This window comes from Pseudomonas sp. Pseusp10 (assembly GCF_059492225.1).
In genome coordinates this window covers 407,108-420,068 of the sequence record NZ_CP168528.1, presented here as the reverse complement: position 1 = coordinate 420,068, position 12,961 = coordinate 407,108, and the positions used below count along the sequence as shown (strand labels likewise).

Here is a 12,961-nt window from a genome sequence, read left to right as displayed (position 1 = left end):
AGGAGCGAGCTTGCTCGCGATGGGCGTTAACGATAACGCGTGCTTTCTGGATAAACGCGTCGACGCCAGGTTCATCGCGAGCAAGCTCGCTCCTGCATTAGCGCAACGATATTTTTCAATTGAGCAATAACGTCCCGGCAACCGTCTACAGTTGGACAATAGGATCAGCGCATTTCTCGGTGTAGCCGCTGACCATAAAAAGAGTGGGGTGTTCATATTGCGTATCAGCAAACCCTGTGGCGATGTGTCGCCAATGCGGGCCTGGGCCGCCAATCGCCCGGCAGATGAAAATTTAGCCGCCGGACCAACGGCACTTTTTGACGCTCGGGCTAGTCTTAGCGTGGATCGCGGTGACGGACGTCACTTCACCTGTCTACGCTATCCTTGTGCGAGACTCACGCAGGAATCCAGCGCAATATGAATGTCCTGATCGTTGATGACGAACCCTTGACCCGCGAGCGCCTGAGCCGAATGGTTGGCGAACTCGAGGGATACAGTGTCCTGGAGCCTAGTGCCACGAATGGCGAAGAGGCGTTGGCACTGATCGACAGTCACAAGCCGGATATCGTGCTGCTTGATATCCGCATGCCCGGCCTCGATGGCCTGCAAGTGGCTGCGCGGTTGTGCGAACGCGAAACTCCGCCCGCCGTGGTGTTCTGCGCCGGGCCCGATGAATTTGCCGTGGAAGCCTTACAGGCCAGCGCCGTAGGCTATCTGGTGAAACCTGTGAGAACTGAACAATTACATGATGCATTAAAGAGAGCCGAGCGCCCCAATCGTGCCCAGCTCGCCGCCCTGACCCGCCCTGCTGCCGAAAGCGGCAGCGGCCCGCGCAGCCATATCAGCGCCCGAACCCGTAAAGGGATCGAGCTGATTCCTCTGGATCAGGTGGTGTACTTCATTGCCGACCACAAATACGTGACCTTGCGCCACGAAAGCGGCGAAGTGCTGCTCGATGAGCCGCTCAAGGCCCTCGAAGATGAATTCGGTGACCGTTTCGTGCGTATCCATCGCAATGCACTGGTCGCCCGCGAACGTATCGAGCGACTGCAGCGCACACCCCTGGGGCATTTTCAGCTGTTTCTCAAAGGTCTCAACGGTGATGCGCTGATCGTCAGCCGACGTCATGTGGCAGGGGTACGCAAAATGATGCAACAGCTTTAAACAGCTGTTTGCAAACTCATTTCACACCCGATTGCCGGACATCCGGGGCCAGGGAGGCCGAGTAGTATCTGATACAAGTCAAAGTGGATTTGGCTGAGCTGTTATTATCCGTCATATCTATTCAGTACGGATTGATCCATGTCCTCTCGCCAGATCCGCATCGCCACCCGCAAAAGCGCTCTCGCCCTGTGGCAGGCCGAATACGTCAAAGCCCGCCTTGAAGCGGCTCATCCAGGCCTGCTGGTGAGCCTCGTTCCCATGGTCAGCCGTGGTGACAAGCTGCTTGACTCACCACTGTCGAAAATCGGCGGCAAGGGCCTGTTCGTCAAGGAGCTCGAAACCGCGCTGCTGGAAAATGAAGCCGACATCGCCGTGCACTCCATGAAGGACGTGCCGATGGACTTCCCCGAAGGCCTCGGTCTGTTCTGCATTTGCGAGCGGGAAGACCCGCGCGATGCCTTCGTTTCCAATACCTACGCTAGCCTGGATGAGCTGCCCCAAGGCAGTATCGTCGGCACTTCCAGCCTGCGTCGCCAGGCTCAATTGCTGACCCGTCGTCCGGACCTGGAAATCCGTTTTCTGCGCGGCAACGTCAACACCCGCCTGGCCAAGCTCGATGCCGGTGAATACGACGCCATCATCCTCGCCGCGGCCGGCCTGATTCGCCTGGGCTTTGAAGATCGCATCACTTCGGCCATCAGTGTCGACGACAGCCTTCCGGCCGGTGGTCAGGGCGCGGTAGGTATCGAATGCCGCAGCGCCGACATTGAAATCCATGCGCTGCTGGCTCCCCTGCATCACCCGGACACCGCCACCCGCGTGACCGCCGAACGAGCCCTCAACAAGCACCTCAATGGCGGCTGCCAGGTGCCGATTGCCTGCTACGCCGTGCTGGAAGGTGAGCAGGTCTGGTTGCGCGGGCTGGTGGGCGATCCAGGCGGTGGCCGGCTGCTCAGCGCACAAGCCCGCGCACCTCGTGCCGATGCCGAGGCGCTGGGTGTGCGAGTGGCCGAAGATCTTCTCAGCCAGGGTGCCGATGACATTCTCAAGGCGGTCTATGGCGAGGCTGGTCACGAGTGACTGGCTGGCGCTTGCTGCTGACGCGTCCCGCCGAAGAGTCGGCGGCGCTGAGCAGTTTTTTGGCCGAGCAGGGGATATTCAGTAACAGTCTGCCGCTTTTGGACATCGAGCCCATAGCGGCCACTGACACAATGCGCCAGGTGATTCAGGCGCTGGATCAGTTCTGCGCCGTCATTGTGGTCAGCAAACCGGCCGCCCGGATCGGCGTCGAGCTGCTCGCCCGGTATTGGCCAACGCTGCCCGCTGTGAAGTGGTTCAGCGTCGGCGCGGCGACTGCACAGGTCCTCGGGGATCACGGGTTGGACGTGAGCTTCCCGGCAGAAGGCGATGACAGTGAAGCCTTGCTCGAACTTTCCCGACTGCGCGAGGCTATCGCACAACCCGATCCGCGAGTGCTGATCCTGCGCGGGGAGGGCGGGCGCGAGTTGCTGGCGGAGCGTTTGCGTGAGCTTGGTGCTAGTGTCGAGTACCTGGAGCTGTACCGCCGGGCAATGCCGGTTTACCCGCCGACAGTGCTGCCGGAACGGATACAGGCGGAACGCCTGAACGGGCTGGTGGTCAGCAGTGGACAAGGTTTTGAGCACCTGCATCAATTGGCCGGCGACGCCTGGCCGCAGTTGGCGCGGTTGCCGTTGTTTGTACCAAGCCCCAGGGTTGCCGAGATGGCGCGTGCCGCCGGGGCCAGAACAGTTGTGGATTGTCGCGGTGCCAGTGCCGCGGCTTTGCTTGCGGCGTTACGGGAGTATCCCGTACCCGTTTTCTAATGCAAAGGATGGATACGTGAGCGAAACAGCCTTGCCTAAAGATGACTCGCGACCGGTGCTTGATGCACCTGTTGATGCACCTGTTGATGAAATGCCGCCGCCGCCAGCTGCTGCCGAGCGGCGTCGAGGCAATGGTCTGGCAATTTTCGCGCTGCTGCTGGGTGCGGCCGGCGTTGCGGTGGGCGGTTGGGGTGTCTGGCAGGTGCGTCACCTGCAAGCCAATAGTCAGCAGCAACTGAGCCAGGTACAGGCGTTGAATGACCAGGCGCAAAACCTCAAGCTCAATGAGGAGCGCCTGAGCGCACGCCTGGCGCAATTGCCCCCCGCCGATGAACTGGAAGCACGCAGCCGTCTGGTGATTCAGCTGCAAGGAGATCAGCAGAGGCTGAACCAGCGGCTGGAAACCGTACTCGGCGCCAGTCGCAAGGACTGGCGTCTGGCCGAGGCCGAGCACCTGCTGCGTCTGGCCAGCCTGCGACTGTCCGCCTTGCAGGACATCAGCAGCGCCCAGGCACTGGTACAGGGCGCCGACGAGATACTGCGCGAGCAGAACGACCCGGGCTCCTTTGCCGCTCGCGAGCAGGTAGCCAAGACACTGATCGCCTTGCGCAGCACCGAACAGCCCGATCGCACCGGGCTGTTTCTGCGTCTGGGCGCGTTGCGCGAGCAGGTGGCCAGCCTCACCGAGCTGGCCCCTGAGTACAAGGACCGTGGCGATTCGTTGCTGGGCCTGACTGCCGATGGCGACGGTGCCAGTCGCTGGGCGCAATGGTGGGATCAGATTTCGCGCTACATCCGTATCGATTTCAATGCCGACAAAAACGTTCGCCCATTGCTGGCCGGCCAGAGCCTGAGCCAGGTACGCCTGGCCCTGAGCCTGGCACTGGAGCAAGCACAGTGGGCCGCACTCAATGGCCAGGCTGCGGTTTACTCCCAAGTGCTGGATGAAGCGCGGGACATCCTCAAGGGCAATTTCAATCCGGACAACGCACAAAGCAAAATCATGCTTGAACAGGTGGCCGAGCTGAGCAAGCAACCCGTCACCGTAGTCACGCCGGATATGACCGGCACCCTGAGCGCGGTGCAGGGGTATCTGGAGCGGCGCAACGTCAACGCCGAGGATTCGGTCAAGCCACTGGCCAGGCCTGCCGCGAACACCGCGCCGGAGGGCACGCCATGAAACGCCTCTATGTGATCGTGTTCCTCGTGATCGCCGCGGCTGCTGCGTTGGGACTGGCGATTGCCGAACATTCCGGTTACGTGCTGATTGCCTACAAGACCTTCCGCTATGAGTCGAGCCTGTGGGCGACCCTGGCTTTGGTGGCTGTGCTCTGGCTGGTGATCTGGGGCATCAAGTCGCTGGTCGAACTGGTGATGGCTTCCAGTGGCGTGGTCAATCCGTGGTCGCGGCGTAACCGCAGCCGTCGGGTGCAGGTGGCGATCGAGCACGGTCAACTGGACCTCGCCGAGGGTCGCTGGGCCAGTGCGCAACGTCACTTGCATCGGGCTGCCGAAGCCGAGCGCCAACCGCTGCTTTACTACCTCGGTGCGGCCCGTGCGGCGAACGAACAAGGCAAGTACGAAGAAAGCGACAACTTGTTGGAGCGCGCCCTGGAACGTCAGCCCCAGGCCGAGTTGGCGATCGCCTTGAGCCACGCCCAGTTGCAGACCGACCGCGGTGATACCGAAGGCGCCCTCGCCACCCTGCAAGCCATGCATGAACGCCATCCTCATAACGCACAGACCTTGCGTCAGTTGCAGCGCCTGCTTCAGCAGCGTGGTGACTGGTCGGCAGTGATTCGCCTGCTGCCGGAGTTGCGCAAGGACAAAATCCTGCCAGCGGCCGAGCTCTCCGAGCTGGAGCGTCGGGCCTGGGGGGCGAACCTGTCTCTGGCGGCGCAACGGGAGGAAGACGGAACGGTGGGGCAGCAATCGCTTGAACGTGCGTGGCAGCAACTGACCTCGGCACAGCGTCAGGAGCCGCAACTGGTGCTCGCATATGCCGAACAATTGCGGCAATTGGGGGCTCAGGTCGAGGCCGAAGAAGTGCTGCGCACCGCTCTCAAGCGCAGCTACGACAGTCATCTGGCACGTCTCTACGGACTGGTTCGCGGCAAGGATCCGGCCCGCCAGTTACAGGCCGCCGAAGGCTGGCTCAGGGACCATCCGGCCGATCCGGGTCTGCTGCTGACACTGGGTCGTCTTTGCCTGCAAAACAGTTTGTGGGGCAAGGCCCGGGACTATCTGGAAAGCAGCCTGCGCGTGCAACGCAATCCGGAAGCCTGTGCGGAGCTGGCACGCTTGCTGGCGCAAATGGGCGATACCGAGCGCAGCAACCAGCTGTTTCAGGAAGGCCTGGGGTTGTTGGATAAACGCTTGCTCGCGGCCCCTCTGCCAGTGCCAGTCCGCGCTTGACCCATTCGCTGGCGCCAGGCTCCGGCGTCTGAGCGATGACCTGCTGCGAGGGAGCAATCGCCCTCGCCGCAGTGCGATGATAAGTTGAAGTTCAGTCGCAAAATTTCGTCGCAGGCAAAGTCCTACAGAGGACTACATTTTATCCTCTCGCCTGCGTCGGGATTTCCCTACACCTGTGCTGAAGTCTCTGTGGGCAGTTGCCTTGAAAGGCTGTCGCGCTTTCCTCTACCGTAACGGTCTGTCACTACTTTTACGGAAAAGCCATGTCTTTGGCCTGTTCACGCTCCTTGTTTTTCATGGCTTTCGTTGCGGGTGCCCTGGCGATGGGCGTTTCCTACTACCTGGAATATGCAGTCGGCCTGCGGCCTTGCGGTTTGTGTCTTGTGCAGCGATTTTGCCTGGCGCTCCTTACCGGTGTCTGCCTGATGGCTTCAGTCCATGGCCCCGGTCGCATCGGAAACGTTCTGTATTGGCTGCTCAGTCTTTGTTGCAGCCTGGCCGGTACTGTCTCGGCGTGGCGACAGGTCCTGCTGCAAAGCCTTCCGGCGGAACAGGCAGCGGCGTGCTCGACCCATCTGGCGGAACTGTTGGCCAGTTCTCCGTGGCTATCCGTCGTACAGCAAATGTTCAAGGGAGCTGCCGGTTGTGTGGAAATTTCCTGGACGCTGTTCGATCTGAGTCTCACCGAGTGGAGCCTGCTGTTCTTCGTCGCGATGATGATTCTGGCCGTTTATCAGTCGTTGCGACTGGTCTGGACCAGCTATCAGCGACCACTCAGCGGCGAGTCGTCGCACCGGGCCTTTGCGGGCGATTAAACACTTGTATGAACTTTATCGCCTGCGTACCTTGAAGCCAGTGTCGTGCGGGCATAATCTGGCCCGCACGTGTCATTGGAATTATGTTGCTCGATGACGCTCTGCCTGACCGCCCACCGACGTTACAAGAGGCGAGCGGGCATAGAGCAGCTGACCCACAAGGGAAGAGAGATCACCATGCTCGAAAGTTGTCAGAATGCTCAGGAACGCTGGGGTGGAGTGCACCTGCTGATCGATCGCTGGTTGCAGGAGCGCAAAGAGCTGATCGATGCATACGACAAGCTCGGTGCCGATCCAGAGACACTGTCCACGAATCGCAAGCCTTTGCAGGAGTTCTGCGGCGTGCTGGTCGATTATGTATCGGCCGGGCATTTCGAGATCTACGAGCAACTGACGGGGGAGGCCAAGGCCTTCAACGACAAGCGTGGTCTTGAGCTCGCCGAGACTATCTACCCGCGCATCGATGTCATCACTGAAAAGCTGCTTGCGTTCAATGACCTTTGCGACGAAGGCAAATGCGTTGCAGAGAAGTTCAAGGAACTGGGTGGCCTGTTGCACGAGCGCTTCGAGCTGGAAGATTGCCTGATCGAAGTGCTGCACACCGCTCACAAGGAAGCCGATCCGGTTCAGGCATGATTCGCTTCCCGCAAGCCCCTGAAACGGCGTGCCAAGGCACGCCGTTTTTCGTTTCCGTCGTCAGCTGGTTGCACCACGCAATTCAACTTCAAACACCAGTGGAGTGAACGGTGCGATCACGTCACCGGCACCATCGGCGCCATAGGCCTGGGCCGATGGAATCACCAGTCGCCATTTCGCCCCTACCGGCATGTTTTGCAATGCACTGCGCCATCCGGCGATCACGCTGTCGAGGCTGAACCATTGTGGCTGGCTGTTCTGATCGAACACCGTACCGTCGGGCAAGCGACCGATGTACAGCACCTGCACCTTGCCGTTCGGTCCGGCCTTGGCACCATTGCCCGAAATCAATTCGGTGAGCAGCACGCCATCTGCCAATTCACGCACGCCGGGTTTGGCTTTTTCTTCGGCAAGAAAACGCTGTTCTTTTTCCAGTGCCGCTTCGCTATGAGGTTGAGCCGATTGCACGGCAACCCGGGCTTCGTGCTCGGTCAGGATCTGTTCGATCTGCTCGTCCTTCAGCGCCAGAGGTTTGCCTTGGTAAGCCTGCTGCAAGCCTTCGACCAGCGCTTGAAGTTGCAGATCGGGAACCTCCTGGCGCAAGCGTTCGCCAAGACTTGCACCCAGACTGTAAGCCAGATCGTGGGCTTCATTTTCCTGTGTTTTTTCGGCGGCCTGGGCCACCGAAAAAAACACGCACAGCGATAAAAAAAGGTAGCGCGACATGGTCACTCTCCGGCCTGAATTGCGGGCGATTATGCCAGTGAGAATGCGCACAACGGTGAACTGCTTTTGCGCCGATGCAGAAGTTTTTCAATCCTTTGCAACGCGGCGCTTTCGATAGTGTCAACATGCCCTAGCGGCGGTTGCAGCAGAGGTCTAGTATGAGCCGCACTCACTTCAGCCAGGAGGTAAACCATGTCGGCCACCAAGAAGCCAGTAAACACTCCATTGCATCTGCTCCAACAACTCTCGGGCAGCCTGCTCGAGCATCTGGAAACCGCTTGTTCCGAAGCCTTGGCTGATGCTGAAAAACTGCTCGCCAAGCTGGAAAAGCAGCGCGGAAAAGCGCAAGAAAAACTGCACAAGTCCCGCACCAAATTGCAGGACGCTGCGGCGGCCGGAAAAGCCAAGGCGCAAGCCAAGGCCAAGGACGTAGTGGCCGATCTTGAGGAGCTGCTCGATGCCCTCAAGGATCGTCAATCGGAAACCCGTGGCTACATTCTGCAACTCAAGCGCGATGCTCAGGAAAGCCTGAAACTGGCCCAGGGCGTCGGTCGTGTACAAGAGGCTGTCGGCAAGGTGTTGTCCCTGCGTGCGGCCAAACCTGCTGCGGCACCTGCGAAGAAAGCCGCTGCCAAACCGGCTGCTGCAAAAGCACCGGCCAAGCCTGCCGCCAAACCGGTTGCCAAAGCACCGGTGAAAGCCGCAGCCAAGCCTGCCGCTAAACCGGCAGCGAAAAAACCTGTTGCAGCCAGCGCTGCAAAACCTGCTGCTAAAACTGCCGCAGCCAAACCTGCTGCAAGAACAGCGGCCGCCAAACCTGCCGCAGCGCGAACCGCTGCTGCCAAGCCTGCCGCTAAACCAGCCGCTAAACCAGCCGCTAGACCTGCTGCCAAACCAGCAGCCAAAACCGCAGCGGCGAAACCCGCTGCCAAACCGGCGGCGAAACCTGCCGCGGCGCGAACCGCCGCTGCCAAGCCTGCCGCTAGACCTGCTGCCAAACCAGCAGCCAAAACTGCAGCGGCGAAACCTGCTGCCAAGCCGGCGGCCAAACCTGTCGCGGCGAAACCAGCTGCCAAGCCAGCGGCAAAACCAGCTGCGAAAGCGCCAGCAAAACCAGCCGCCAAACCGGCCACTGCCAGTGCAGCCAAACCAGCCGCAGTCAAACCCGCTGCAAAACCAGCGGCCAAACCTGCAGTGAAAAAACCGGTTGCCGCCAAGCCAGCGACCGCGCCTGTTGCCAAGCCAGCCTCCCCGGCTCCAGCCGCAACATCCACTCCGGCAGCTACCACCTCGACAGCTACGCCAGCACCAACGCCGGCCGCCGTTCCGAGCGCAGCAATCTCCACCCCGACCAGCGCTTCCTAAGTGCCGGTTACCGCGACGCGCAGCTGATGCAGCGCGTCGCGGTGCAGGTGGGCGGCACCCGCCGTCGCACCTTCCAGCCAGGCCGCCAGATCGGTCTCGGCACCTTGCGGCCAACTCTGCGCCGCGCTCTCCAGCCGCAACAACAGATGCCTTTCGGCTTCCAGCTCCAGTGCCTTCACTTGTTCGCGCAGGGTATGCAACCCGGCGTCTTGCGTGGCCGCGGCTTTCCATTGCGTGCGCAAGGCGCGCAACGGCTGCACGACATCGGTGTCCCACGAGACGGCCACACTACGAAGCTGCTGCAAGCGTTGCTCATCGCAGGCCACACCTCGTTGTCCCAACCACGCACCACACAGCAGCAGACACACATTGACTCCCGCCGACTGCAATTGCAGGCATGCCTGCTCAACACCCGGACGGGCGTAAGTGGTCAGGGAAAAGCTCCACAGGTCAGAGGACATAGTGCTACTCGCGCCAGTTGCGAGCGAAGCTGGTAGACTCCGCCGCCATTATGATTCGACTTCAGAACCTGACTTTACAGCGTGGCCCGCAACGTCTGCTAGAAGACGCCGAGCTGACCCTGCACGCCGGCCAGAAAGCCGGCCTCATCGGTGCCAACGGCGCCGGCAAATCGAGCCTGTTCGCCTTGCTTCGGGGCGAGCTGCACCCGGACTCGGGTGATTGCTTCCTGCCGGCCGACTGGCGTATCGCCCACATGCGCCAGGAGGTCGATACCCTCGAACGCCTGGCGGTCGACTACGTGCTCGATGGCGACCTGCGCCTGCGCCAGGTGCAACGCGACCTGGCGACAGCCGAAGCGGCCCATGACGGTGCCGCACAGGCCCGCCTGCACTCGGAACTCGACAGTGCCGACGGTTACACCGCCGACGCCCGCGCCCGCAAGTTGTTGGCAGGCCTTGGCTTCACCAACGAGCAGATGGATCGCCCGGTAGGGGATTTCTCTGGTGGCTGGCGGATGCGTCTGAACCTGGCGCAGGCACTGATGTGCCCTTCGGACCTGTTGCTGCTCGACGAACCGACCAACCACCTGGACCTCGACGCCATCATCTGGCTCGAAGAGTGGCTCAAGAGCTATCCGGGCACCTTGATGCTGATCTCCCACGACCGGGACTTCCTCGATGCCGTGGTCGACCACGTGGCCCATGTCGATCAGCGCAAGATCACCCTGTACCGCGGTGGCTACAGCGCCTTCGAGCGCGCCCGTGCCGAACGTCTGGCCCAGCAACAGCAGGCGTACGAGAAGCAGCAGGTGCAACGTGCGCACATGGAAAGCTACATCGCCCGCTTCAAGGCCCAAGCCACCAAGGCCCGTCAGGCCCAGAGCCGGATCAAGGCACTGGAGCGGATGGAAGAGTTGACCGCTGCCCACGTTGATTCGCCGTTCGACTTTGTCTTCCGTGAATCGCAGAAAATTTCCAGCCCGCTGATCGACCTGTCCGATGCCCGTCTGGGTTACGGCGACAAAGCCGTGCTGGAGAAGGTCAAGCTGCAACTGACTCCGGGAGCGCGAATCGGTCTGCTCGGCCCTAACGGCGCCGGTAAATCGACCCTGATCAAGAACCTTGCCGGTGAGCTCTCGCCATTGGCCGGCCGCTTGACCCGTGGCGAGAACACCGTGGTCGGTTACTTCGCCCAGCATCAGCTCGACTCTCTGGATTCCAAGGCCAGCCCGTTGCTGCACTTGCAGCGCCTGGCGCCGACCGAGCGCGAGCAGACCCTGCGCGACTTCCTTGGCGGTTTCGACTTCCGTGGTGCGCGAATCGACGAGCCGGTACTGAATTTCTCCGGTGGCGAAAAAGCGCGCCTGGCGTTGGCGTTGATCGCCTGGGATCGACCGAACCTGTTGCTGCTCGACGAACCGACCAACCACCTGGACCTGGAAATGCGCCTGGCGCTGACCATGGCCCTGCAGGAATTCAGTGGCGCGGTACTGGTGGTCTCCCACGACCGGCATTTGCTCAAAAGCACCACCGACAATTTCTATCTGGTGGCGGACGGCAAGGTCGAGGAGTTCGACGGCGACCTGGAGGACTACACCCGCTGGCTGGTGGAGTATCGCCAGCGTAACGCCCCAGTCAGCAACACGCCGGTCAACCCGGACAAGACCGACAAGAAAGCCCAGCGTCAGGCCGCTGCTGCGTTGCGCCAGCAATTGGCACCGCACAAGCGCGAAGCTGACAAGCTTGAAACCGAGCTGGGCAAGATGCACGAAAAGCTGGCGAAAATCGATGCCAGCCTTGGCGACAGCGATATCTACGAGCCGGCGCGCAAGAACGAATTGCGCGATCTGCTGGCCGAACAGGCCAGGCTGAAGGTGCGTGAGGCGGAGCTGGAAGACGCGTGGATGGAGGCTCTGGAATTGCTGGAAAGCATGCAGGCGGAGCTGGAGGCGCTGTCCTGATGGACGCCTTCAAACTGCCGTTGCCGGCGGTGTGGGTCGAGCCGATCTGGCTCGGCGTGCAAATCCTGCTGATCCTGCTGGCCGGGTACTTCGCCCAGCGCTTCGTCGCGAAATGTCTGACCCGTCTCGGTGAGCGTTACCCGTTCCCGCCGCAGTTGTTGATGCCGCTGCGGGGCGGTTTGCGCTGGTTGATCATGGGCAGTGCGTTGATTTTCGTCCTGGAGCGACTTGGTGTATCGGCCACGGTGCTCTGGACCGCGTTGTCCGGTTTCGTCGCGGTGGCGGCGGTGGCGTTTTTCGCCATGTGGAGCGTGCTGTCGAACCTGCTGTGCGCGATCCTGATCTTTACCGTCGGCCCGTTTCGCATAGGTGACGTGGTCGAGTTGGTGGACACCACCGACAAACCCGGCGTCAAAGGCCGGGTGGTGGCGATCAATCTTCTTTACACCACGTTGGTCGAGGCCGAAGAACTTGGCACTGGCAGCGCCATGGTGCAAGTGCCCAACAGTTTGTTCTTCCAGCGTTCGGTGCGACGCTGGCGCGGGACGGATGTGTTTCCTTCCAGCGGGTTTGAAAAGTAAACCTTCTGCTGCCTGATACACCGCCATCGTCGGATCGCCGCCCGGAGCAAGCCCGCTCCCACAGGTGATCGCGTTCTTGTTAGCGACATCGGTTTGATGTGGGAGCGGGCTTGCTCGCGAAGGGGCCCTCAAGCCCTGAACGCTGGTCGGCCGTCGCCATGTCCTGCAAAAAATCGATAGTCATCCACCCAAAGCCGCATTAGCTTAGACGTCTGTCACGAGTCTGAGTCGAGGTGTGCAATGGAGCTTCAAACATGGCTGGCGTTTTTTGCCGCCTGCTGGGTAATCAGCCTGTCCCCCGGTGCCGGCGCCATTGCGTCGATGTCCAGCGGCCTGCAATACGGCTTCTGGCGCGGCTACTGGAATGCCCTGGGCCTGCAATTGGGCCTGGCTTTGCAGATCGCCATCGTCGGTGCCGGTGTCGGCGCCATTCTCACGGCTTCGGCCACGGCCTTCTACGCAATCAAATGGTTTGGCGTGGCGTATCTGGTCTACCTCGCGATCAAGCAATGGCGGGCGCTGCCCAGCGATATGAGCGATGACGCGGCAGTGCGCCAGATCGGCAAGCCGATGGCCCTGGTGTTCCGTGGTTTCCTGGTGAACATCAGCAACCCCAAGGCGCTGGTGTTCATGCTGGCGGTGTTGCCGCAGTTCATCGACCCCCATGCTCCGCTGCTGATTCAGTATCTGGTGATCGGCGTGACCATGGTCTGCGTCGACCTGATCGTCATGGCCGGCTACACCGGTTTGGCGTCCAAAGTGCTGCGTCTGCTGCGCACACCGAAACAGCAAAAACGCATGAACCGGACCTTTGCCGGGCTGTTCATCGGGGCGGCAGCGTTCATGGCGACGCTGCGCAGAGCCGCGGTCTAAACCGACAGAAACCCCAAAAGGCGACCCATGTGGTCGCCTTTTTCATTGACGAATCAGTACCTTGGAGAGCCCGCGATTTCGCAGGGAGGCCCAACAAAGCTTGAGCGAAATCCGTTGGGC

General features: G+C 61.0%; 13 protein-coding genes. 11 read left to right on the top strand and 2 right to left on the bottom strand.

Translation table 11 applies throughout. The features are described from left to right. The first annotated feature begins 417 nt into the window (after positions 1-417). From ACEN8Z_RS01890 to ACEN8Z_RS01860, 7 genes are all read left to right on the top strand, one after another. Complete coding sequence (locus ACEN8Z_RS01890) at positions 418-1,164, top strand: LytR/AlgR family response regulator transcription factor (protein ID WP_108230864.1); 747 nt, start codon at positions 418-420, stop codon at positions 1,162-1,164. 138 nt (positions 1,165-1,302) lie between these two features. Then, positions 1,303-2,244: a hydroxymethylbilane synthase gene (gene hemC, locus ACEN8Z_RS01885; protein ID WP_495596623.1), complete on the top strand. Its 942-nt coding sequence runs from the start codon at positions 1,303-1,305 to the stop codon at positions 2,242-2,244. After that, on the top strand, positions 2,241-3,008 hold the full coding sequence (locus ACEN8Z_RS01880; RefSeq protein ID WP_495596622.1) for a uroporphyrinogen-III synthase: 768 nt from the start codon (positions 2,241-2,243) through the stop codon (positions 3,006-3,008). The genes hemC and ACEN8Z_RS01880 overlap by 4 nt, the downstream gene beginning before the upstream one ends. Positions 3,009-3,024: 16 nt before the next feature. Then, a complete protein-coding gene (locus ACEN8Z_RS01875; RefSeq protein WP_495596621.1) occupies positions 3,025-4,188 on the top strand; it encodes a uroporphyrinogen-III C-methyltransferase in 1,164 nt (387 codons plus the stop codon). Further along, positions 4,185-5,423 carry a heme biosynthesis protein HemY gene (locus ACEN8Z_RS01870; protein WP_495596620.1) on the top strand — a complete coding sequence of 413 codons (1,239 nt, stop codon included), beginning with the start codon at positions 4,185-4,187 and terminating at the stop codon, positions 5,421-5,423. Before ACEN8Z_RS01875 ends, ACEN8Z_RS01870 begins: the two co-directional genes overlap by 4 nt. A 263-nt stretch (positions 5,424-5,686) precedes the next feature. Next, positions 5,687-6,238, top strand: a complete 552-nt coding sequence (locus ACEN8Z_RS01865; RefSeq protein WP_495596619.1) for a disulfide bond formation protein B — start codon at positions 5,687-5,689, stop codon at positions 6,236-6,238. A gap of 177 nt (positions 6,239-6,415) precedes the next feature. Beyond that, a complete protein-coding gene (locus ACEN8Z_RS01860; RefSeq protein WP_033052184.1) occupies positions 6,416-6,874 on the top strand; it encodes an Rsd/AlgQ family anti-sigma factor in 459 nt (152 codons plus the stop codon). Between the two features lie 60 nt (positions 6,875-6,934). Here the strand turns inward: ACEN8Z_RS01860 and ACEN8Z_RS01855 are convergent, their stop codons facing one another. Then, positions 6,935-7,600: an FKBP-type peptidyl-prolyl cis-trans isomerase gene (locus tag ACEN8Z_RS01855; RefSeq protein ID WP_495596618.1), complete on the bottom strand. Its 666-nt coding sequence runs from the start codon at positions 7,598-7,600 to the stop codon at positions 6,935-6,937. Positions 7,601-7,792: 192 nt separating this feature from the next. Here ACEN8Z_RS01855 and ACEN8Z_RS01850 point away from each other — a divergent pair, with 192 nt between their 5' ends. Next, positions 7,793-8,965: an AlgP family protein gene (locus ACEN8Z_RS01850; protein WP_495596617.1), complete on the top strand. Its 1,173-nt coding sequence runs from the start codon at positions 7,793-7,795 to the stop codon at positions 8,963-8,965. Here the strand turns inward: ACEN8Z_RS01850 and ACEN8Z_RS01845 are convergent. After that, the gene (locus ACEN8Z_RS01845; protein WP_495596616.1) at positions 8,962-9,426 is read right to left on the bottom strand and encodes a TIGR02444 family protein; all 465 of its coding nucleotides are present in this window, start codon (positions 9,424-9,426) and stop codon (positions 8,962-8,964) included. The two genes, ACEN8Z_RS01850 and ACEN8Z_RS01845, sit on opposite strands and share 4 nt — an antisense overlap. A gap of 50 nt (positions 9,427-9,476) precedes the next feature. On the opposite strand from ACEN8Z_RS01845, the gene ACEN8Z_RS01840 reads away from it, so the two are divergent. From ACEN8Z_RS01840 to rhtB, 3 genes are all read left to right on the top strand, one after another. After that, the gene (locus ACEN8Z_RS01840; protein WP_495596615.1) at positions 9,477-11,387 is read left to right on the top strand and encodes an ATP-binding cassette domain-containing protein; all 1,911 of its coding nucleotides are present in this window, start codon (positions 9,477-9,479) and stop codon (positions 11,385-11,387) included. Then, on the top strand, positions 11,387-11,968 hold the full coding sequence (locus ACEN8Z_RS01835) for a mechanosensitive ion channel family protein (protein WP_277532933.1): 582 nt from the start codon (positions 11,387-11,389) through the stop codon (positions 11,966-11,968). The genes ACEN8Z_RS01840 and ACEN8Z_RS01835 overlap by 1 nt, the downstream gene beginning before the upstream one ends. Positions 11,969-12,208: 240 nt before the next feature. Then, positions 12,209-12,841 (top strand): homoserine/homoserine lactone efflux protein, encoded by a 633-nt coding sequence (gene rhtB / locus ACEN8Z_RS01830; RefSeq protein WP_007998964.1) that lies wholly within the window; start codon positions 12,209-12,211, stop codon positions 12,839-12,841. Positions 12,842-12,961: the final 120 nt, after the last annotated feature.